This window comes from Streptomyces sp. NPDC046712 (assembly GCF_040645695.1).
Lineage (GTDB): Bacteria > Actinomycetota > Actinomycetes > Streptomycetales > Streptomycetaceae > Streptomyces.
Window position 1 is genome coordinate 329,048 of sequence record NZ_JBEYYW010000004.1, and the last position, 20,164, is coordinate 349,211.

Here is a 20,164-nt window from a genome sequence, read left to right on the forward strand (position 1 = left end):
CAGCTGTTACCCCCTCCCGTCACCGACCCTAGACCGCCGGAGTAAGGACTACAAGTGGAACTGGCCTATTACTCGGATTACGCCGTGCGTCTGGTCAACACCGAGGAGCCGGCTCGCAACAAGGACTCCCTCACTTCCGTCGAGGCGGTCCGCGAGCTCTTCGGCGCGGCCTCCCAGATGGCCCGGCGTGCGACGGACGCCGACGTGACGCGCTTCCGCTCGGTACGCGGCAGGCTGCGGGCGGTCTTCACCGCGGCGGACGAGGGCGACCACACGCAGGCGGTGGACCTGCTGAACTCGCTGCTGCTCGAGTTCCCGGTCTCCCCGCAGATCTCGGGCCACGACTACCTGGACGACGAGGGCCGCCCGCGCTGGCACATGCATCTCGCCGACCACCCCTCGAACGCGACCGCGGGGTACGCGGCGATCGCGGCGATGGGCCTCGCCTTCCACCTCACGGAGTTCGGCGCCGACCGCCTCGGCCTGTGCCAGGCGTCCCCCTGCCGCAACGCCTACCTCGACACCTCGACCAACCGTTCCCGCCGCTACTGCTCGGACCGCTGCGCGACCCGCGCCAACGTGGCCGCCTACCGGGCCCGCAAGCGCCTGGAGGCCGAACGGACCGAGGAGACGGACCGGACCGGCCTGACGGACGAGAAGAGCCAGGAGAGCACCACACCGGCCGACCGCTGACGCCCGGGCGTGACCGGCCGGTACCTCGCCCGTACGCGCCCCAGCACCAGCTCGGCCGGCACGGCGCCGAAGACCCGGCTGTCGCCCTCGGCGTCCGGGTTGTCCCCCAGCACCCACCAGCCGGAGCCCTGTCGCTCGATCAGACGCTTGACGATGAGCAGGTCCTGCTGGAGCGGATGCCGCAGCACGGCCACGCTGCCGGGCCGGAGCCGTCCGCCGTAGTGCACGAGCAGCCGATCGCCGTGGAGGAGCGTGGGCACCATGGACACCCCTGTCACCTCGGCGATCCCGAACAGGGCCTCGGGCCCCCGCTCCGACTCCCGCCCCGCGCCCGTCATCCGGCACCTCCCGGTCCGATCGTCAACGTCGTCCACTCGTACACGAGTCCCATGGTGACCCTGGACTTTTGTCCTAAGCCCCTGGGGGCGCTCGCGAAAACAGCCTTCTCGGGGAGTAATCTCCCACCTGAGAAGACGATCACGAGGAAGGACAGCTCAATGCTCTCCCGCCTGTTTGCCCCCAAGGTGAAGGTCAGCGCCCACTGCGACCTCCCCTGCGGTGTCTACGACCCGGCCCAGGCCCGGATCGAGGCCGAGTCGGTCAAGGCCGTCCAGGAGAAGTACCAGGCCAACGAGGACGCGCACTTCCGCGCGCGTGCCACGGTCATCAAGGAGCAGCGCGCGGAGCTCGCCAAGCACCACATCTCGGTGCTGTGGAGCGACTACTTCAAGCCCCCGCACTTCGAGAAGTACCCCGAGCTGCACACGCTCATCAACGACACCCTGAAGGCCCTGTCGGCCGCCAAGGCGTCGACGGACCCGAAGACGGGCGAGAAGGCGCTGGAGCTCATCGCCGAGGTCGACCGGATCTTCTGGGAGACGAAGAAGGCCTGACCTTCCTCGCGCGCAAGCACCGCCCGAAGGGGCCCGACCGGCGATCCCGGTCGGGCCCCTTCGGCGTCATCGGGTGGGCTCCACCGGGAGGGTGTAGCGGAGCTTCTGCTTCGAGGTGGCGCCCAGGCGGTCGTAGAAGCGGATCGCTCCCTCGTTCCAGGTCGGGGTCTGCCACTGGATCTCGGTGAGGCCGAGGGTGCGGGCCTCCGCGCGCAGGGCCTCGATGAACAGGGGGCCGAGGCCCAGGCCGCGTTCCGTCGCGGAGAGGTAGAGGCAGTCCATGTGGAGGTACTCGGCTCCGTCCCAGGTGGACATCTCCGGGGCGCACGTGGCGTAGCCGACGAGGCGGCCGTCGGGGAGCTCGGCCACCAGGCAGCGCAGCCGGGGCGGTTCGGGGCCGAAGAGGAGGCGGCCGAGGCGGTCCGCGAGGCCCGGGGCGGGGGGTGCGGCCTTCTCGTACGCGGCGTGCTCGGCGGCCAGTTCCGCCACCCGGTCGAGATCCTCCGGAAGCGCGTGGCGCACGCGTGCGGCGCTCAACGGAGCTCGCCCTCGATGATGTCCGCCGCCCACGCGCCGACGCGCTCCGCGGCCGTTCCCGTGCCGTCCAGGACCCCTCGTACGAACGCCTCCCGCTCGTGCGCGAGGACCGGGGCCTCCCGGCCGCAGGGCCTCCGCGTCCCCCACGCCCGGGCGGTCCGGGCGTGATGACCCTCCGCCGGCGCCGTCAACGCCGCCTCGTCCACACGATCCGTCATGCCGTCATCATGCCCGGCACCACCGACATCCCGTTCCGGCGGAGCCACTGCCGGTACGGCGCCGCCCGCAGCGCCGCCTCCCGGTAGGCCGCCGACAGGTCGGCGTACAGCGGGTCGAGCAGCGCGCCCTCGCGCGCGTACAGGAGCAGACGTACGGCCAGGGGGTCGTCCCGCAGCGGGCGGATCGCCATGTCCTCGCGCGGCAACGATGTCGGCTGGCAGGGTGCCACGGCCTCGCCGAGGGCGATCAGCCCCGCCGCCGTGTGGTAGTCGCCGTGCAGCAGCGGCGGGTCGATGCCGGCCTCGCTCAGGACGCGCCGCAGCCCGTCCCACTCGCCGTCCACCGTCGGGTCGACCATCCACCGGTCCTCGGCGAGGTCGGTCAGCTCCACCACGGGCCGCCTGGCGGCCGGATGGTCCCGGGCCATCGAGACGAACTGCGGCTCCCGCTCGACCAGGACCCGTGCCTGGAGCCCGTCGGGGACGCGCAGCGGGCATCCCTCGACCTCGTGGACGAAGGCCACGTCCAGCTGGCCCGCCGCGACCGACCGCAGCAGGGCGTTGGCGGAGACGTCCATGTGGAGCGCGATGTCCGTGCCGGGGAGCCCCTGGCGCAGTCGGCGCAGCCAGCCCGGCAGGGCCCTGCTCGCGGTCGAACCGACCCGCAGCCGCGGCCCGTCGGCGCGGGCCGCCGCCGCCCTGGTCTCGCTGATCAGCGTGGCCATCTGGTCGACGAGGGGCCGGGCCCTGCTGAGCACCGAGCGGCCGAGCGGTGTGGGCCGGCAGCCGGTGCGTCCGCGCGCGAACAGCTCCGCGCCCAGGGCGTTTTCGATGCGCTGCAGCTGGGTCGTCAACGAGGGCTGGCTCATGCCCAGTTGGCGTGCCGCCTTGTGCAGACTGCCCGTCTCCGCGATGGCGCAGAGCGCGCGCAGATGCCTCACCTCCAGCTCCATGCCCCGAGAGTAGGACGGCACCCCCAGTCGCACCAGACACCCTCGTCTCACCAATTCCCTTGGATTCGAAGGCAGTTCAGCCACGCGTGGCGGGTGGTGATGCCTTCGCGCTATCACCTGCTGCCATCATCCGCACGGGCCCCGGCTCCCCCGACACTCTCTCCAACCGACCAGGAGGAGCCACCCCCCATGAGACACCCCAAGGTCCTCACCGCCTCGCTCGCCGCCACCCTCGGTCTCGGCCTCGCCGCCGCGCTCGGCGCCGCGCCCGCCGCCTCGGCCGCCCCCGCCGCCGACGTCGCGGCGCCCTCCGGGTACGCGGCCTACGCCGGGTCCGCCGAGGACGCGAAGGCGACCAAGGCGTTCCACGAGGCCGTGATGAAGTCCGTGGCGAAGAAGCGGGCCGCCAACCCCGGCGCTGCCGCCGTCACCGTCGTCTACAGCGCCGCCAACGCCCCGAGCTTCCGCACCCAGATCGCCCGGAGCACGCAGATATGGAACAGCTCGGTGGTCAACGTACGGCTGGTGGAGGGCAGCAACCCGGACTTCCGCTACTACGAGGGCAATGACTCGCGCGGCTCGTACGCCAGCACCGACGGCCACGGCAACGGCTACATCTTCCTCGACTACCGGCAGAACCAGCAGTACAACTCCACCCGCGTCACCGCCCACGAGACCGGGCACGTCCTCGGCCTCCCCGACCACTACTCGGGCCCGTGCAGCGAGCTGATGTCCGGCGGCGGCCCGGGTACCTCGTGCCAGAACGCCCAGCCCAACGCCCAGGAGCGGTCGCGCGTCGACCAGCTGTGGCGCAACGGCCTCGCCTCGGCCGTGAAGACCTTCTGAGCCCACCCCCCACCGGAGGGGCGGACGGCCACCCCGCCGTTCGCCCCGCCGTGGGCGAACATCCTTGGATCCGGGCCGTGTTGTGTGAATGCTGGGAGGACACATCCCGGATCCCGGAGGCGTCCCATGACCGCCGAGCAAACCGAACACGCCAAGCACGAGGGCGCCCTGTACGAGGCCGTCGGCGGTGCCGACGCGCTGCGCCGCCTCTCCGACACCTTCTACGAGGCGGTCCTGGCCGACCCGCTCCTGGCGCCCGTCTTCGCCGACTTCACCCCCACCCATGTCGAGCATGTCGCCGTGTGGCTGGCGGAGGTGTTCTCCGGACCCGCCGACTTCACGGCGGAACTGGGCGGCCACCAGGCGCTGCTCCGCGCCCACCTCGGGCTCGCCATCACCGAGGAGCAGCGGTCGCGCTGGATGGAGCTGATGACCGCGGCGGTAGAGAAGGAGCTGCCGGACGACGAGCTGCTACGCCGCCGGGTCGTGGAGTACTTCGACTGGGGAACCCGGATCGCCAAGGACGTCTCGGCCTCGGCGCCGGGGACCGACCTCGGCGACCCCGGCCCCACCCCGCGCTGGGGTTGGAAAGGCCTCGCCTGACCGCCGTGCGCCGCGTCAGGCGGCCTGCAGCAGCCGGCGGCCGAACGCGGCCCCGGTCGGCAGCTGACGCCTCACCCGCTCGAGCGCCTCGTCGAAGTCGCCTCCGGCGATGCCCGATTCGAAGGCGGCGCCGCCGTAGTGCAGCGTCAGACTCAGGTCCACCCGCTCACCGAGCGTCAGCAGACAGCTGAGGGTGGCCTGCTGCGTGGCTCCGTCCATGACGACGGGGAGCGGCAGGTCCCACTCCAGGACGCACCCGGTGAGGGCCGCGCCGCCCTCGTCCGTCGCGCGCAGGGCGGCGAAGCTCGCGCCCGTGTACTCGATTCCCCTGATGCGGGTGGACACCTGGGTTCCGCCCGCCGTGATCACGATCGCTTCCGCGCCGCTGCGGTCCCGGTACCAGCCGGTCCAGACTTCTGACGACTCCGATGACATGCGCGGACTGTAGCGGTCTGACCGGCTCCTTCGCGCGTCCGGTCACCCAGGGGCCGGACTTCTCCCGGTCTCGCCGTTCTTGCCGGTCACGTGCGGGGTAGTGGCTTCCGCACCACCCTCGGGAGCGGCGTCCGGGGCCCCTTCCGGTTCGTCGCCGTCCCGGTCGATGCGCTCGGGGTGGACGTACCGCTCGCACCGCGGGTTGCGGCACGGCTGCACTTCCCATTCCGGCACCCAGGCCCCGAGGACCTTGTGCCGCTTCGCGACGATCTCCAGGGGCCGTCCGCAGGCCGGGCATGTGGGCGTGGCCTGCGGGTCCCGTACCGTACGCGGCGTTTCACTGCCCATACCCTCAAGGGTAGGGCGGCCCGATGGTCACCGCTTCCTGGTGTACGTACGAACGAGCACGCCGTTGTCGAAGGTGCGCACCGCACCCAGTTCGAAGTCGCGGGGCTCGAAGCCGGCGCCGAACATCGGCATGCCGGAGCCGTAGACCTGCGGGTAGGTCTTGATGATCAGCTCGTCGATCTCGTCGATGAGTTCACCGGCGATCGTGGAGCCGCCGCAGAGCCAGATGTCGAGCGGGCCGTCCTCGGCCTTCAGCTCGCGGACGCGGCCGACGAGGTCGTCGGCGATCAGCTCGACGTTGGCGTCGGGCGACTCGGTGAGCGAGCGTGTCGCGACGAATTCCCGCAGGTGGGCGTAGGGGCTGGCGATGCCCACGTCCAGGCCGATCCGGTACGAGTTCAGGCCCTGGATCACGGTGTCGAAGCGGCGGTTCTCGGTGCCCGGCTCGATGCCGAGCACGGGCCACACGTGGGCGGCGACGGTCTCGGGGTACTCGGCCTTCAAGTACTCCAGGAACTCCCCGGCCACGTAGGCGTACGTGGACGAGGCATCGCCCTTCGGGTCACCGATGAAGCCGTCGATGGTGCAGGCGATGAAGTAGGTGAGCTTGCGCAAACCGGTCCTCTTTGTCTCTGGGGTGTGGGCTGCGGTCGCAACCACGACGGTTATAGTGCTTCATCTGTAGTGGTTGCGCAAGCCCTATTTTCGAAGAAAGTTCGAAGAGAACGGAAGGAACCCCGGATGGCGCGAAATCCCGAACGGCGTACGGCCCTCCTCGACGCGGCGATCGAGGTGCTCGCGGACGAAGGTGCCCGCGGGCTGACCTTCCGGGCGGTCGATGCCCGGGCCGGCGTCCCCACGGGCACCTCGTCCAACTACTTCACCGACCGGGACCAGCTGCTCTCCCAGGTCGGGGACCGGATCTTCGTCCGGCTGACCCCGGAGCCGGGGTCCGTGGACACGGCTCTGCGGCCGGAGCCCAGTCGGCAGCTGGTCGTGGAGCTGATGCGCTGGCTGGCCCGGCGGATGGCGGCCGAGCGCACCTGCTATCTGGGCCTGTTCGAGCTCCGCCTGGAGGCCACGCGCCGCCCGGAGTTGCGCACCCAGCTCACCAAGGTGCTGCGCGCCGATCTCGACGACAACATCCGCCTGCACGTCGAGTCCGGGATGCCGGGGGACGCGGACACGGTCCGGCTGCTCTACTTCGCCCTCACCGGGCTGCTGTTCGACCACTTCACGGTCCCCGGCCTGCACGACGAGCGAGAGCTGGACGATCTCATCGAGACCGTGGTCAGCCGGATCGTGCCGGAGGCCTGAGTCGCGGTCCGTGCCGGAGGGCGTGAGTCGCGGGTGCGGCCGGGGCGGGGGACCGGTCGGCGCGGCCCCCCGCCCCGGATCACCGGATCACCAGATCGGCGCGTCCGGCGCTCAGCGCCAGCGGCTGACCTCCACGTTCTCCAGGACTCCCAGCGCGTCGGGCACGAGCACCGCCGCCGAGTAGTAGGCCGTGACGAGGTAGGAGATGATCGCCTGCTCGTCGATGCCCATGAAGCGGACGGACAGGCTCGGCTCGATCTCGTCCGGGATGCCCGTCTGGTGCAGGCCGATCACACCCTGGTCGGACTCACCCGTACGCATACAGATGATCGACGTGGTCCTGGCGTCCGAGACCGGGATCTTGTTGCACGGGTAGATCGGCACTCCGCGCCAGGTCGGGATGCGGTTGCCGTTGATCTCGATGGACTCGGGGACGAGGCCGCGCCGGTTGCACTCGCGCCCGAACGCGGCGATGGCGCGCGGGTGGGCGAGGAACATCTTGGAGCCCCGGCGGCGCGAGAGGAGCTCGTCCATGTCGTCCGGGCTGGGCACGCCGTCATGGGGCTGGAGCCGCTGCCCGTAGTCGCAGTTGGAGAGCAGACCGAACTCGCGGTTGTTGATGAGCTCGTGCTCCTGGCGCTCGCGCAGCGCCTCGACCGTGAGCCGCAACTGCTGCTCGGTCTGGTTCATCGGCTGGTTGTAGAGGTCGGCGACGCGGCTGTGGACCTTCAGCACGGTCTGCGCGACGGACAGTTCGTACTCACGCGGGGAGGCGTCGTAGTCCACGTACGTGTGCGGGACGACCGCCTCGCCGACGTGGCCGGCGGAGAGGTCGATCGCCGCCTCCCCGTACTTGTTGGTGCGCTGGTGGGGCAGCGCGGCCACGCCCGCGAGGTGGGCGGCGAGCGAGGTGGCCCGCTCGGCGAGGTTCCGCACGTCGTCGCGGGTGAGCTCGAGGACCGTGCAGGTGGTGGCCGCGCGGGCGGTCCACTCCCACGTGAGGTCCGGGTGCGTCAGCGCGCTGTCGCCGAAGTACGCGCCGTCGGCGAGGACTCCGAGGATCGCCTCGTCCCCGTACGGGCCCTCGCCGATCTGCTCGACCTTTCCGTGCGCGAGGAGGTGGACGCGGTCGGTGGGCTCGCCGGCGGTGGCGATCACCTCGCCCGGTGCGTACTCGCGCTGGCGGCACCGCGCCGCGAGCTCGGTCAGGGCCTCCTCGTCCTCGTAGCCACGCAGCGCCGGGAGTTCGCCGAGCTCGGCGGGGATCACCGTGACGCGCTCTCCGGTCTGCACGAAGGTGACGCGTCCGTCACCCACGGAGTAGCTGAGCCTCCGGTTCACCCGGTACGTGCCACCCTGGACCTGCACCCACGGCAGCATCCGCAGCAGCCACCGGGAGGTGATCTCCTGCATCTGCGGGGCCGACTTGGTGGTGGTCGCCAGGTTCCGCGCGGCGGCGGTACCGAGACTCTGCTGCGGGCTTGCCTGATCCGCGCGGATCTCGTCGCCAACCGAACCAACGGACATGGAACTCCCTCTCGTAAGACTGACCTGCGAGAGGAAGCCTTTCAGCACGGAGAGTGTGCGCGCCATTACACAAATGAGTGGGAGTGGATGGCCTCCGGCTGGGCATGTCACACGGTTTCCACTCGAACAGGCCAGCCCCACCCGTCACACGGTGCGTTGTCCGGATCGACTCGCACACGGCCCGAACGGGTGGCCCGGAGCCGAGCACTCCGGTACTCCGGTACTTCGGTTCCGTCCCGTTCCGCTCATCCGAAGGAGTCGGTCATGGCCCCACCCATGTCCGCGGGCAGGTTCCTCGACGCACTGCGCGACGAGGGTCTGACGGTCGTCGAGGTCGGCGACTGGCGCACGCACAACCGCAACAACAAGGGCCCCTGGGGCCCCGTCCACGGCGTGATGATCCATCACACGGTCACCCGGGGCACCACGAACACCGTCCGGATCTGCCGGGACGGCCACACCTCCCTGCCCGGGCCGCTCTGTCACGGCGTGATCACCAAGGACGGCAGGGTCCACCTGGTCGGCTACGGCCGCGCCAACCACGCCGGGGCCGGCGACGACGAGGTCCTGCGCGCGGTCATCGCCGAGCAGCACCTCCCGCCCGACAACGAGGCCACGACGGACGGCAACCGCCACTTCTACGGCTTCGAGTGCGAGAACCTCGGGGACGGGAAGGACCCGTGGCCGAAGGTCCAGCTGGAGGCGATCGAGAAGGCGGCCGCGGCGCTGTGCCGGGTGCACGGCTGGAGCCAGCGCTCGGTGATCGGCCACCTGGAGTGGCAGCCGGGCAAGGTCGATCCGCGCGGCTTCACGATGGCCTCGATGCGGGAGCGGATCGCGGAACGCCTTCGGTAGACAATGGCCGGGTGAACGCGTTCGACCTCGCACTGTCCCGGCTGCGGCCCCGGCTCCCGTCCCCCGTGGAGCCGGTCGAGGACGAGCGCTTCACCCGCCACGGCCTGCGGCTGCTGCTCAAGCGCGACGATCTGATCCACCCCGATCTGCCGGGCAACAAGTGGCGCAAGCTGGCACTCAATCTGCGGGAGGCCGGCGGCCGGCCGGTTCTGACGTTCGGCGGGGCGTACTCCAACCACCTGCGCGCGACGGCGGCCGCCGGCCGGTTGCTCGGCTTCGACACGATCGGAGTCGTACGCGGGGACGAGCTGGCCGGTCGGCCGCTCAACCCCTCGCTGGCGCGGTGCGCGGCGGACGGGATGCGGCTGGAGTTCGTGGACCGGTCCACGTACCGGGCGAAGACGGACCCGGCCGTCCTGGCCGGACTGCTCGCCCGGTCCCCTTCGGGGACGTACGTGGTCCCCGAGGGCGGCAGCAACGCCCTCGCCGTCGAGGGCTGCGTGGAGCTCGGGCGCGAGCTGCGCGGAGCCGCCGACGTGGTTGCCGTCGCCTGCGGCACCGGAGGCACGCTCGCGGGCCTGGCCGCCGGTCTGGACGCCGGACAACGGGCGCTCGGTGTCCCGGTCCTCAAGGGCGGCTTCCTGGGCGAGGAGATACGCGCCCTGCAGCGCGCCGCCTTCGGTGGCCCCCGCGGCGAGTGGAGCCTCGACGAGCGCTTCCACGGCGGCGGTTACGGCCGTACGACCCCCGCCCTCGACGCGTTCGCCCAGGACTTCGAGGCGCGGCATGGACTCGCCATTGAGCGACTGTATGTCGCCAAAATGCTCTACGGACTTGTCGTCCTGGCCGAGGAGGGCGCGTTCGCCCCGGGCACGACGGTCGCGGCCGTGATGACGGGAGCCCCCTCCTGACCTGAGGCCACCCTCCTCACCTCAGGCCACACTTCCTGGCCTCAGGCCGCCGCTCCCGGCCTCAGGCCGTCTCCTCGCGGTACGCCGCCGCCTCCTCCAGGTCCAGCCGGCGCAGCAGGGTGCGCATCATCTCGTCGTCGATGCGGCGCGCGTCCCGGAGCTGCACGAAGACCTCGCGCTCGGCTTCGATCATCTCCCGCGCGAGCCGGCGGTAGGTGTCGTCCGCCGTCTCGCCGGTGACCTCGTTGACCGCGCCGAGGCGTTCCCACACCGCGTTGCGGCGGCGTTCCAGGACTGTGCGGAGCCGGTCGGCCAGCGGCTGGGGCAGGGCGTTGCGCTCGTCGGCGAGCAGGGCGTCGAGACGCTCCTCCGCCGCACGGGACGCCTCGCTCTGGGCCTGGGCCTCGGCCAGGGTCTCCTTGTACGTGTCGCGGCCCGGCAGCTTCAGGAACCTGATGAGCGGCGGCAGCGTGAGGCCCTGGACGACCAGCGTCCCGATCACGGTGGTGAAGGTGAGGAAGAGGACGAGGTTGCGTGCGGGGAACTCCACCCCGGCCGTCATCACCGGGATCGAGAAGGCGATGGCGAGGGAGACCACGCCGCGCATCCCGGCCCAGCCGACGACCAGCGGCGCCCTCCAGTCCACCCCCGGTTCGCGCTCCCTGATGCGCTCGGACATCCAGCGGGGCAGGAAGGTCGCCGGGTACACCCAGATGAAGCGGACCACGACCACGGCCACGAACACGCCCACGGCGTACCCGATCGCCTCGCCGATCCCGTACCGCCCGAGGCCCTGGACGACGTACGGCAGCTGCAGCCCGATCAGGGCGAAGACGGCGGACTCCAGGATGAAGGCGACCATCTTCCACACGGCCTCCTCCTGGAGGCGGGTCGCGAAGTCCACCTGCCAGTTGCGGTGTCCGAGGAAGAGGCCGACGACGACCACCGCGAGGACTCCGGAGGCGCCGACCTCCTCCGCCGCGGCGTAGGCGACGAAGGGGATCAACAGCGAGAGGGTGTTCTGCAGCAGGGCCTCGCGGAGCCGGAGGCGCACCCAGTGGATGGGGACCATCAGAACAAGTCCGACGCCGATCCCGCCGATCGCCGCGAGCGCGAACTCGCCGAGGCCGCCCGCCCAGCTGATGCCCTCCCCGACCGCCGCGGCGAGCGCCACCTTGAACGCGGTGATGGCGGTGGCGTCGTTCACCAGGGACTCGCCCTGGAGGATGGTGGTGATCCGGTTCGGCAGTCCGAGCCTGCGGGCGATGGCCGTCGCCGCGACGGCGTCCGGCGGCGCGACCACCGCGCCGAGGACGAGCGCGGCGGTCAGCGGAAGGTCGGGGACGAGCACATAGGCGAGCCAGCCGACCGCCACGGTCGCGAAGAGGACGTATCCGACGGAGAGCAGGGCGACGGGCCGGATGTTGGCGCGCAGATCGAGGTACGAGGACTCCACCGCCGCCGTGTAGAGGAGCGGGGGAAGGATCAGCGGCAGCACGATGTGCGGGTCGAGCGTGTAGTCGGGGACGCCCGGGATGTAGGAGGCGGCGAGCCCGACCGCCACCAGGAGCAGCGGCGCCGGCACCGGTGTCCTGCGGGCCGCGCCGGCCACCGCGGCGCTCGCCGCGACGAGCCCCACCAGCTGCAGTGCGTCCATTCCTCGGTCCCCGTCCCCATCGTGTTCGACCACGTAACCTGGCCATCATGAGCGAGTGTCCGCACGTTGCCGAAATGCCGCGCCCCGAACCGGCGCCGCTGACCGACACCTGTCCCGAATGCCTGGCCGACGGCACCCACCCCGTCCAGCTGCGGCTCTGCCTCAGCTGTGGGCACGTGGGATGCTGCGACTCCTCGTCGGGGCGGCACGCCACCGGACACTTCTCGACCACCGGACACCCCGTGATGCGGACCTTCGAGCCGAACGAACGCTGGCGCTGGTGCTTCGTGGACGGTTCGATCGTCTGAGGGCTGGGTACGACACCCCGGCAATCGGCTGCCGGTCGCTGTGCAATTGGGCCCCGCAAACCCCTAGCCACTGTCCGTACTCATGGCCTTACCATGAGTGACAGACGGGGGCGGGATCCTGCCAGGGGCCCACGGCGACACGGCAGCATGGATCGCGATAGCGTCACGGCGGATTGCGCAACCGACTGCGTACCGCCCGGTTCGGGGGGCTTTCTCCCCCCGGGCCCCGAATGAGCTTGTGCCACCTTGGAGGTGAGGGTGTCCCAGATCGCAGGCGAGCCCGGGACCCAGGACTTCGTGGAAGTCCGGCTGCCCGCTGCGGGTGCCTACCTGTCCGTGCTGCGTACGGCCACGGCCGGCCTCGCGGCGCGCTTGGACTTCACCCTCGACGAGATCGAGGACTTGCGGATCGCGGTCGACGAGGCGTGCGCCATCCTGCTCCAGCAGGCCGTACCGGGGTCCGTCCTGAGCTGCGTCTTCCGCCTGGTCGACGACTCTCTCGACGTGACGGTGTCGGCCCCGACGACGGACGGGCGGGCGCCGGAGCGGGACACCTTCGCGTGGACCGTGCTCTCCGCCCTGGCCGGAAAGGTCGAGTCGTCCGTGGCGGAGGACCGTACGGTCTCCATCAGCCTGTACAAACAGCGCGGCGCGGGGCCAGGCCCGGCGTGAGGAGCGGGGACGCGACGGCCGGCATCCCTGAGCAGCAGGCGCGGCCGCATCCGGAGGTCGAGGTCGAGGTCGCTACGGAGCAGGCGGTCCAGATGAGCGAGCACGAGCAGCACAACCAGGTTTCCGAGCCGCGGGAGGCTCCGGATCCGCACGACCGGAGTGGGGCGCGCGCGCTCTTCATCGAGTTGCGCAAGCTCCCGGAGGGCTCCCCGGAGAAGGCGGAGCTGCGCAATCAGCTGGTACGGATGCACCTGCCGCTGGTCGAGCACCTGGCCCGGCGCTTCCGCAACCGTGGCGAGCCGCTCGACGACCTGACGCAGGTCGCGACGATCGGCCTGATCAAGTCGGTGGACCGGTTCGACCCGGAGCGGGGCGTCGAGTTCTCGACGTACGCGACGCCGACGGTCGTCGGCGAGATCAAGCGCCACTTCCGGGACAAGGGCTGGGCAGTCCGGGTGCCGCGCCGCCTGCAGGAGCTGCGGCTCTCGCTGACGACGGCGACGGCGGAGCTCTCCCAGCTGCACGGCCGCTCCCCGACGGTGCACGAGCTCGCGGAGCGTCTCGGCATCTCGGAGGAGGAGGTCCTGGAGGGCCTGGAGTCGGCGAACGCCTACTCGACGCTCTCGCTGGACGTCCCGGACACGGACGACGAGTCCCCGGCGGTCGCGGACACACTGGGCGCGGAGGACGAGGCCCTGGAGGGCGTCGAGTACCGCGAGTCGCTCAAGCCTCTCCTGGAGGACCTGCCGCCCCGGGAGAAGCGGATCCTGCTGCTGCGTTTCTTCGGCAACATGACGCAGTCGCAGATCGCGCAGGAGGTCGGCATCTCGCAGATGCACGTCTCCCGTCTGCTGGCCCGCACGCTGGCGCAGCTCCGGGAGAAGCTCCTCGTCGAGGAGTAGGACCCGTCTTACGCCTCGCCGCGACGGCCGATGCCCAGGGCCTCGGTCGTCGCCGGGTTCACCAGCAGGACCAGGCCGGACACGGCGAGGACCGCGAGGGCGATGCCGGCCGGGATCATGGCGCTGTTCGCCTGGAGGAGCTGCCAGGCGACCGGCAGGGCCAGGATCTGGGTGATGATCGCCGGGCCGCGGCTCCATCCCCGGCGCAGCAGCAGGCCTCGTGCCGCGGCCCCCGGGATCAGACCGAGCGCGATCAGCGTCGCTCCGCCGGTGACCGCCTGGGTGAGGCTGTCGGGGTTTCCGGTGAGACCGGTCACGAGCACGTACACGCCCCCGATCACCAGCGCGAGGGCCTCGATCCCGGCCACCGCCGCGGCGGCGGTCAACCGGACAGGGCGGGAAGTCTGCTCCGTACTGCTCATACCTGGCAGGGTAGCCGGGGCCGGGTGGGGGCCTGTCCGGCAGGTGGCCACGACTGGGATCGGTACCGCCGGGTAGGTACGCTGGCGGTCATGCGCGCACTTCTTGTGGTCAATCCGGCAGCCACCACGACCAGTGCCCGCACGCGTGACGTACTCATCCACGCGCTCGCCAGCGAGATGAAGCTGGAGGCCGTCACCACCGAGTACCGCGGCCACGCCCGCGATCTCGGTCGCCGGGCCGCGGACTCCGAGGACATCGAGCTGGTCGTCGCCCTGGGCGGTGACGGCACCGTGAACGAGGTCGTGAACGGGCTGCTGCACGACGGGCCGGACCCCGACCGGCTGCCCGGTCTCGCGGTGGTCCCCGGTGGTTCCACCAATGTCTTCGCCCGCGCGCTCGGACTGCCCAACGACGCCGTCGAGGCGACCGGTGCGCTGCTCGACGCGCTCCGTGAGCGCCGGACACGCACAGTGAGCCTGGGGCTCGCCTCCGGGACCCCTGGGAGCGATGACGAGGCGGTGCCGGCCCGCTGGTTCACCTTCTGTGCCGGGTTCGGTTTCGACGCCGGTGTCATCGGGCGGGTCGAACAGCAGCGGGAACGCGGCAAGACGTCGACCCATGCCCTGTACCTGCGCCAGGCGTTCCGCCAGTTCCTCGGGGAGTCGAACCGGCGGCACGGAACGATCACCCTGGAGCGCCCCGGCGCGGACCCGGTCGAGGACCTGGTCCTGTCGATAATCTGCAACACCTCCCCCTGGACCTACCTGGGCAATCGCCCGGTGTACGCGTCTCCGGAGGCATCCTTCGAGACCGCTCTGGACGTCCTCGGACTGAGCCGTCTCTCGACCCCCGCGCTGGCCCGGTACGCCACCCAGCTGCTCACTTCGAGCCCCGAGCGCGGCCCTCATGGCAAGCACGCCCTGTCTCTGCACGATCTGACGGACTTCACCTTGCATTCGAAGGTTCCGCTCCCTCTGCAGATGGACGGAGACCACCTCGGACTGCGTACGAGCGTGACGTTCACAGGCGTTCGCCGTGCACTGCGTGTGATTGTGTGAGTGGAAGGGCCCAAAGTCCTTTCACTCGAACGTTTAGGCTGCCATCCACCCCTTAGAAGTACGGCTGTGACCTAGTCGACACCGAGGAATCAAAAAAAACTTTCCGGAAGGGGTTGTATCCGCTGCCGAGGTTTGCGAGTCTCTTCTTGGCGATCGGGACGGCCCGCAAGACCGGCCTCCACTGAGAGCCAGAACCCCTCCTCAGTCCAAGGACCACACCAGTTCAACTGGCAGTCGGCCCTTCACTTACGGGGGGATTCGTGAAAGCGTTCACATTCACAAGCAACCAGCTTATAACACCCTAGAGAGGTAGCAGCCATGGACTGGCGTCACAACGCCGTTTGTCGTGAGGAAGACCCCGAGCTGTTCTTCCCCATCGGCAACACCGGTCCTGCGCTGCTGCAGATCGAGGAAGCCAAGGCCGTCTGCCGCCGCTGCCCCGTCATGGAGCAGTGCCTGCAGTGGGCGCTCGAGTCCGGCCAGGACTCCGGCGTCTGGGGTGGCCTCAGCGAGGACGAGCGCCGCGCGATGAAGCGCCGTGCCGCTCGCAACCGGGCGCGCAACGCCAGCGCCTGAACACCCTGACAAGCCTGAGGCAAGCGGCGCGTACATCGCGTACGCAATCACCGCCCCCGAGCCGCAGCGCGCAGCAGTAACCCACAGCATTCGAGCCCCGGACCGATCTTCTCGGTCCGGGGCTCGCTGCTGTGCTCCGGCCGTGCCGGCCACGAACTCCGGCGGCGCCGCCTACGACCGCGGCGGCGCGGTCACTTCTGCGGCTGTACGGGGATGTCGAGGACGACCTTGGTCCCGCGCTCCGCGCCCGGCTGCATGTCGAAGGTGCCGCCGAGCTCCCCCTCGACCAGCGTCCGCACGATCTGCAGGCCGAGGTTGCCCGCCCGCTGCGGGTCGAAGCCCTCGGGCAGACCGCGGCCGTCGTCCCGGACCGTGATCAGCAGCCGGGCGTCGGCGCGGGGTTCGCCGCGGACGGCCGTGACCTCGACCGTGCCCTGCTCCCCCTGTGCGAAGGCGTGCTCCAGGGCGTTCTGCAGCACTTCGGTGAGAACCATGGACAGCGGGGTGGCGACCTCGGCGTCGAGGATGCCGAAGCGGCCGTTGCGCCGGCACGTCACCTTGCCCGGCGAGATCTCGGCGACCATCGCGATCACGCGGTCGGCGATCTCGTCGAACTCCACGCGCTCGTCCAGGTTCTGGGAGAGCGTCTCGTGCACGATGGCGATCGAACCGACCCTGCGTACGGCCTCGTTGAGGGCCTCGCGGCCCCGGTCGGAGTCCATCCGGCGCGCCTGGAGACGCAGCAGCGCGGCCACGGTCTGGAGGTTGTTCTTCACCCGGTGGTGGATCTCCCGGATGGTCGCGTCCTTGGTGATCAACTCGCGCTCGCGGCGGCGCAGTTCGGTGACGTCGCGGAGCAGTACGAGCGAACCGATGCGGGTGCCCTTGGGCTTGAGCGGGATCGCCCGCAGCTGGATCACTCCGCCGCTGCCCTCGACCTCGGCCTCGCGGGGGGCGTAGCCGGAGGCCAGTTTGACCAGGGCTTCGTCGACGGGGCCGCGGGAGGGGGCGAGTTCGGCGGTGATCTGGCCGAGGTGCTGACCGACGAGGTCGGCGGCGAGGCCGAGACGGTGGTACGCGGAGAGGGCGTTGGGCGAGGCGTACTGGACGATGCCGTCGGCGTCCAGGCGGATCAGGCCGTCGCCGGCGCGCGGCGAGGAGTCCATGTCGACGGCTTCCCCGGGGAAGGGGAAGGCGCCGGCGGCGATCATCTGGGCCAGGTCGGAGGCGGACTGGAGGTACGTGAGCTCCAGCCGGGACGGGGTCCGCACGGTGAGCAGGTTGGTGTTGCGGGCGATGACGCCGAGGACGCGGCCCTCGCGGCGGACGGGGATGGACTCGACCCGTACCGGGACCTCCTCGCGCCACTCGGGGTCGCCCTCGCGCACGATCCGGCCCTCGTCGAGGGCGGCGTCGAGGAGCGGGCGGCGGCCGCGCGGGACGAGGTGGCCGACCATGTCGTCCTGGTAGGAGGTGGGGCCGGTGTTGGGCCGCATCTGGGCGACGGAGACGTAACGGGTGCCGTCGAGGGTGGGGACCCAGAGGACGAGGTCGGCGAAGGAGAGGTCGGAGAGCAGCTGCCACTCCGAGACCAGCAGGTGCAGCCACTCGAGGTCGGACTCACTCAGAGCGGTGTGCTGGCGTACGAGGTCGTTCATGGAGGGCACAGGTGCGAGCGTACCTGCGGAATTGAGGCGCGATGAACCTGGATCTCGCGGCGTTCGTGTTGGAGGATGGGCCGGTGAACACCCCGCGCATGTGGATGGACAGACAAGAATGGTCTAGTCCACAATGGCAGGGCACATCACCATGAAGACCTCCGCCCTCCCCGCACAGGAGGGTGGACGAGGTACCCGGCGCTCTCTGCCCTGACTGCGCCGAGACCTCCCATACGGCCGCGGGACCGCATACCCCCGGCCGGGCAACTCCGGGCTGCGGTGCCGGACGGGTTGAGGGTCCCGTCGGGCGCCGCGGCCCGCGGGTGTTTCCGGGGGCGTTTCAGCTCGCGGCCGGTGCGGACGGCCAGGCCACCATCGCCGCCTCCGCCACCGCCTCGAGCTCCGCCCGGGTCGCCCCGTCGCGCGCCTGCTGGGACATGCCCTGGAGGACCGCTCCGTACAGCCGGGCCAGCGTGCCCGCCTCGGTGTCCGCAGACAGCTCGCCCGCGTCGACGCCCTGCCGGATCCGGGTCTCGAAGGACGCCAGGTTGCTGTTGCGTCGCTCACGCAGCGCCCTCTCGACCTCCGGGGTGGAGCAGTTGATCGCCGCGGAGATCATCAGGCAGCCGCGCGGGTGGGCCGGGTCGGTGAAGACCTCGGCCGCCTCCCCGAGCATCCGGGCGAACGCACCGCGCGCCGTCGGCTCCTGCTCGAAGGCCCGACCGCCGTACGCACCGTACGAGACGGCGTACGCCTCCACGACCTCCTCGAACAGCGCCTTCTTGTCGCCGAAGGCCGCGTAGAGGCTGGGCGCGCTGATGCCCATGGCGCGGGTGAGGTCGGCCACGGAGGTCGTCTCGTACCCGTGCTCCCAGAACGCCATCGTGGCCTGCTCCAGCGCCGTGAGGCGGTCGAAGGAGCGGGGGCGGCCGCGCGGTTTCGTCGTCATGGCGCCAATTCTATAGCGAGCGTTACGAAACGATGCTACGGTTCTTTCTGTAACGACCGCTAGGAAATTAGGGGGGCGCCCCATGAGCGCGCTCAAGGGGAAGACGGCACTGGTCACGGGCGGCAGCCGGGGCATCGGGCGGGGTGTCGCTGAGCGACTCGGCCGGGACGGGGCTCGGGTCGCGGTGCACTACGGAGTCAACGAGGCAGCGGCGAAGGAGACGGTCACGGCGATCGAGGCGGCCGGCGGCGAGGCGTTCGCGATCGGCCAGGAGCTGGGGGTACCGGGGGACGCGGCGGCACTCTGGGAGCGGTTCGACGCCCACGCGGACGGGCTCGACATCCTCGTCAACAACGCGGGGATCGGGGCCTCGCGGCCGTTCGCGACGATCGAGGAGGCGGAGTACGACCGGCTCTTCGCGGTCAACACGAAGGCCCCCTTCTTCCTGGCACGGCTCGGCGCCGACCGGATGCGCGACGGCGGCCGGATCGTCAACATCTCCACGGGCCTGAGCCGGGCGGCGATGATGCCGGACGCGATGGCGTACGCGATGTCGAAGGGTGCGCTCGACGTGTTCACGCGCTACCTGTCCAAGGTCCTCGGCGGGCGGGGCATCACGGTCAACGCGGTGGCACCGGGAATCGTGGACACGGACGTCAACGCGGACTGGCTGCGGGGGAACGACGAGGCATGGGCAGGCGCGGCGGCACTGTCGGCGCTCGGGAAGGTCGGCACCGCCGCGGACATAGCCGATGTCGTGGCCTTCCTGGCCTCGCACGACGGCCGCTGGGTGACGGGGCAGTGGATCGACGCCACGGGAGGCTCCATCGCCTGACCGGGGGCCGGTCCCCGGTGGCCGCGAGAGCCTCGCCGTTCGACGATGGGGAGGTCCCGTCCGCCCGCTGGAAGGGCCTGAGCAGACGCCCTCCGCTCTGCTAGATTGGGCTTTGATTGGTCTATACCACCAGGCCCCTCACCAGCCCCTCATCAGATCGGCAGGCAAAGCGTGGAAGTTGTCATCGTCCCGGACGCCACGGCAGGCGGAGAGCTCATCGCGGACGGCATCGCCGGCCTCCTGCGCCGCAAGCCCGACGCGCTGCTAGGCGTTGCCACGGGTTCGACTCCGCTGCCCATCTACGAGGCCCTGATCGCCCAGGTCAAGGCCGGTTCCGTGGACGCTTCGCGCGCCCGGATCGCTCAGCTCGACGAGTACGTCGGACTGCCCACGGGGCACCCGGAGTCGTACCGCTCCACCGTGCTGCGCCAGGTCGTGGAGCCGCTCGGACTCTCCGAGGACGCCTTCATGGGGCCCGACGGCGCGGCCGAGGACGTCCAGGCGGCGTGCGAGGACTACGACCGGGTGCTGAAGGACGCCGGCGGGGTGGACCTGCAGATCCTCGGCATCGGGACCGACGGGCACATCGGCTTCAACGAGCCGTGCTCCTCGCTCGCCTCCCGGACCCGGATCAAGACGCTCACCGAGCAGACCCGGGTCGACAACGCGCGCTTCTTCGACAACGACATCGAGCAGGTGCCGCACCACGTCATCACCCAGGGCATCGGCACCATCCTGGAGGCCCGCCACCTGGTCCTCCTGGCCACCGGCGAGGGCAAGGCCGACGCCGTGGCGGCGACCGTCGAGGGCCCGGTCGCCGCTCTCGTACCGGCCTCCGCGCTGCAGCTGCACCCGCACGCCACCGTCGTCGTGGACGAGGCCGCCGCGTCCAAGCTGAAGCTCGCGGACTACTTCCGCCACACCTTCGCCAACAAGCCCTCCTGGCAGGGCATCTAGGGCCACGCCCCCGTACGACGAAGGGGCCCGGCA

26 protein-coding genes are annotated in these 20,164 nt (G+C 70.7%); 14 read left to right on the top strand and 12 right to left on the bottom strand.

Features of this window, described 5'->3' with window-relative positions; translation table 11 throughout:
- Positions 1-54: 54 nt before the first annotated feature.
- Positions 55-693 carry a CGNR zinc finger domain-containing protein gene (locus ABZ939_RS08035; protein WP_361850536.1) on the top strand — a complete coding sequence of 213 codons (639 nt, stop codon included), beginning with the start codon at positions 55-57 and terminating at the stop codon, positions 691-693.
- Here the strand turns inward: ABZ939_RS08035 and sodX are convergent.
- A complete protein-coding gene (gene sodX, locus ABZ939_RS08040) occupies positions 588-1,031 on the bottom strand; it encodes a nickel-type superoxide dismutase maturation protease (protein ID WP_361850538.1) in 444 nt (147 codons plus the stop codon). The genes ABZ939_RS08035 and sodX overlap by 106 nt on opposite strands.
- Before the next feature lie 159 nt (positions 1,032-1,190).
- Here sodX and sodN point away from each other — a divergent pair, with 159 nt between their 5' ends.
- Positions 1,191-1,586 (top strand): superoxide dismutase, Ni, encoded by a 396-nt coding sequence (gene sodN, locus ABZ939_RS08045; RefSeq protein WP_361850540.1) that lies wholly within the window; start codon positions 1,191-1,193, stop codon positions 1,584-1,586.
- 66 nt (positions 1,587-1,652) lie between these two features.
- Here the strand turns inward: sodN and ABZ939_RS08050 are convergent, their stop codons facing one another.
- The 3 genes from ABZ939_RS08050 to ABZ939_RS08060 are packed head-to-tail and all read right to left on the bottom strand — an operon-like array spanning position 1,653 to position 3,294.
- Positions 1,653-2,123, bottom strand: coding sequence for a GNAT family N-acetyltransferase (locus tag ABZ939_RS08050; RefSeq protein ID WP_361850542.1), 471 nt, complete (start codon positions 2,121-2,123; stop codon positions 1,653-1,655).
- Positions 2,120-2,341, bottom strand: a complete 222-nt coding sequence (locus tag ABZ939_RS08055) for a hypothetical protein (protein ID WP_361850544.1) — start codon at positions 2,339-2,341, stop codon at positions 2,120-2,122. The genes ABZ939_RS08050 and ABZ939_RS08055 overlap by 4 nt, the downstream gene beginning before the upstream one ends.
- On the bottom strand, positions 2,338-3,294 hold the full coding sequence (locus ABZ939_RS08060) for a LysR family transcriptional regulator (protein WP_361850546.1): 957 nt from the start codon (positions 3,292-3,294) through the stop codon (positions 2,338-2,340). Before ABZ939_RS08060 ends, ABZ939_RS08055 begins: the two co-directional genes overlap by 4 nt.
- A gap of 189 nt (positions 3,295-3,483) precedes the next feature.
- On the opposite strand from ABZ939_RS08060, the gene snpA reads away from it, so the two are divergent.
- The gene (snpA, locus tag ABZ939_RS08065; protein ID WP_361850548.1) at positions 3,484-4,140 is read left to right on the top strand and encodes a snapalysin; all 657 of its coding nucleotides are present in this window, start codon (positions 3,484-3,486) and stop codon (positions 4,138-4,140) included.
- Between the two features lie 126 nt (positions 4,141-4,266).
- On the top strand, positions 4,267-4,743 hold the full coding sequence (locus ABZ939_RS08070; protein WP_361850550.1) for a group II truncated hemoglobin: 477 nt from the start codon (positions 4,267-4,269) through the stop codon (positions 4,741-4,743).
- A gap of 15 nt (positions 4,744-4,758) precedes the next feature.
- Here the strand turns inward: ABZ939_RS08070 and ABZ939_RS08075 are convergent, their stop codons facing one another.
- The 3 genes from ABZ939_RS08075 to ABZ939_RS08085 are packed head-to-tail and all read right to left on the bottom strand — an operon-like array spanning position 4,759 to position 6,141.
- Entirely contained in the window at positions 4,759-5,178 is a 420-nt protein-coding gene (locus ABZ939_RS08075) for a DUF6304 family protein (RefSeq protein WP_361850552.1), read from the bottom strand.
- Between the two features lie 42 nt (positions 5,179-5,220).
- Positions 5,221-5,526 carry a hypothetical protein gene (locus ABZ939_RS08080; RefSeq protein WP_361850554.1) on the bottom strand — a complete coding sequence of 102 codons (306 nt, stop codon included), beginning with the start codon at positions 5,524-5,526 and terminating at the stop codon, positions 5,221-5,223.
- A gap of 27 nt (positions 5,527-5,553) precedes the next feature.
- Positions 5,554-6,141: a dihydrofolate reductase family protein gene (locus ABZ939_RS08085; RefSeq protein WP_361850556.1), complete on the bottom strand. Its 588-nt coding sequence runs from the start codon at positions 6,139-6,141 to the stop codon at positions 5,554-5,556.
- Positions 6,142-6,267: 126 nt separating this feature from the next.
- On the opposite strand from ABZ939_RS08085, the gene ABZ939_RS08090 reads away from it, so the two are divergent.
- Positions 6,268-6,843 carry a TetR family transcriptional regulator gene (locus tag ABZ939_RS08090; protein ID WP_361850558.1) on the top strand — a complete coding sequence of 192 codons (576 nt, stop codon included), beginning with the start codon at positions 6,268-6,270 and terminating at the stop codon, positions 6,841-6,843.
- 111 nt (positions 6,844-6,954) lie between these two features.
- On the opposite strand, the gene ABZ939_RS08095 is transcribed toward ABZ939_RS08090, so the two are convergent.
- On the bottom strand, positions 6,955-8,370 hold the full coding sequence (locus tag ABZ939_RS08095) for a family 2B encapsulin nanocompartment shell protein (protein WP_361850560.1): 1,416 nt from the start codon (positions 8,368-8,370) through the stop codon (positions 6,955-6,957).
- Between the two features lie 264 nt (positions 8,371-8,634).
- Here ABZ939_RS08095 and ABZ939_RS08100 point away from each other — a divergent pair, with 264 nt between their 5' ends.
- Positions 8,635-9,225, top strand: coding sequence for a peptidoglycan recognition family protein (locus ABZ939_RS08100; RefSeq protein ID WP_361850562.1), 591 nt, complete (start codon positions 8,635-8,637; stop codon positions 9,223-9,225).
- Positions 9,226-9,236: 11 nt separating this feature from the next.
- On the top strand, positions 9,237-10,136 hold the full coding sequence (locus ABZ939_RS08105) for a pyridoxal-phosphate dependent enzyme (protein ID WP_361850564.1): 900 nt from the start codon (positions 9,237-9,239) through the stop codon (positions 10,134-10,136).
- Between the two features lie 61 nt (positions 10,137-10,197).
- Here the strand turns inward: ABZ939_RS08105 and ABZ939_RS08110 are convergent, their stop codons facing one another.
- Positions 10,198-11,793, bottom strand: coding sequence for a Na+/H+ antiporter (locus ABZ939_RS08110; protein WP_361850566.1), 1,596 nt, complete (start codon positions 11,791-11,793; stop codon positions 10,198-10,200).
- Positions 11,794-11,840: 47 nt separating this feature from the next.
- Here ABZ939_RS08110 and ABZ939_RS08115 point away from each other — a divergent pair, with 47 nt between their 5' ends.
- From ABZ939_RS08115 to ABZ939_RS08125, 3 genes are all read left to right on the top strand, one after another.
- On the top strand, positions 11,841-12,101 hold the full coding sequence (locus ABZ939_RS08115) for a UBP-type zinc finger domain-containing protein (RefSeq protein WP_361850568.1): 261 nt from the start codon (positions 11,841-11,843) through the stop codon (positions 12,099-12,101).
- A 258-nt stretch (positions 12,102-12,359) separates the two neighbouring features.
- Positions 12,360-12,773 carry an anti-sigma regulatory factor gene (locus ABZ939_RS08120; protein WP_015036094.1) on the top strand — a complete coding sequence of 138 codons (414 nt, stop codon included), beginning with the start codon at positions 12,360-12,362 and terminating at the stop codon, positions 12,771-12,773.
- Entirely contained in the window at positions 12,770-13,675 is a 906-nt protein-coding gene (locus tag ABZ939_RS08125; RefSeq protein ID WP_361850570.1) for an RNA polymerase sigma factor SigF, read from the top strand. The genes ABZ939_RS08120 and ABZ939_RS08125 overlap by 4 nt, the downstream gene beginning before the upstream one ends.
- A gap of 8 nt (positions 13,676-13,683) precedes the next feature.
- Here ABZ939_RS08125 and ABZ939_RS08130 read toward each other — a convergent pair whose 3' ends face one another.
- Positions 13,684-14,097 carry a hypothetical protein gene (locus ABZ939_RS08130; RefSeq protein ID WP_361850572.1) on the bottom strand — a complete coding sequence of 138 codons (414 nt, stop codon included), beginning with the start codon at positions 14,095-14,097 and terminating at the stop codon, positions 13,684-13,686.
- Between the two features lie 90 nt (positions 14,098-14,187).
- Between ABZ939_RS08130 and ABZ939_RS08135 the strand changes: the two genes are divergently transcribed.
- Entirely contained in the window at positions 14,188-15,156 is a 969-nt protein-coding gene (locus ABZ939_RS08135) for a diacylglycerol kinase family protein (RefSeq protein WP_361850574.1), read from the top strand.
- Positions 15,157-15,474: 318 nt separating this feature from the next.
- Entirely contained in the window at positions 15,475-15,732 is a 258-nt protein-coding gene (locus ABZ939_RS08140; RefSeq protein WP_003953983.1) for a WhiB family transcriptional regulator, read from the top strand.
- A 191-nt stretch (positions 15,733-15,923) separates the two neighbouring features.
- Here the strand turns inward: ABZ939_RS08140 and ABZ939_RS08145 are convergent, their stop codons facing one another.
- Both ABZ939_RS08145 and ABZ939_RS08150 read right to left on the bottom strand, forming a co-directional pair.
- Positions 15,924-17,390: a PAS domain-containing sensor histidine kinase gene (locus ABZ939_RS08145; RefSeq protein WP_361850720.1), complete on the bottom strand. Its 1,467-nt coding sequence runs from the start codon at positions 17,388-17,390 to the stop codon at positions 15,924-15,926.
- 340 nt (positions 17,391-17,730) lie between these two features.
- Entirely contained in the window at positions 17,731-18,339 is a 609-nt protein-coding gene (locus ABZ939_RS08150) for a TetR/AcrR family transcriptional regulator (RefSeq protein WP_361850576.1), read from the bottom strand.
- 82 nt (positions 18,340-18,421) lie between these two features.
- Here ABZ939_RS08150 and ABZ939_RS08155 point away from each other — a divergent pair, with 82 nt between their 5' ends.
- Both ABZ939_RS08155 and nagB read left to right on the top strand, forming a co-directional pair.
- Positions 18,422-19,174, top strand: a complete 753-nt coding sequence (locus ABZ939_RS08155; protein WP_361850578.1) for an SDR family oxidoreductase — start codon at positions 18,422-18,424, stop codon at positions 19,172-19,174.
- Between the two features lie 171 nt (positions 19,175-19,345).
- Positions 19,346-20,131, top strand: a complete 786-nt coding sequence (gene nagB / locus ABZ939_RS08160; RefSeq protein ID WP_361850580.1) for a glucosamine-6-phosphate deaminase — start codon at positions 19,346-19,348, stop codon at positions 20,129-20,131.
- Positions 20,132-20,164 lie beyond the last annotated feature (33 nt).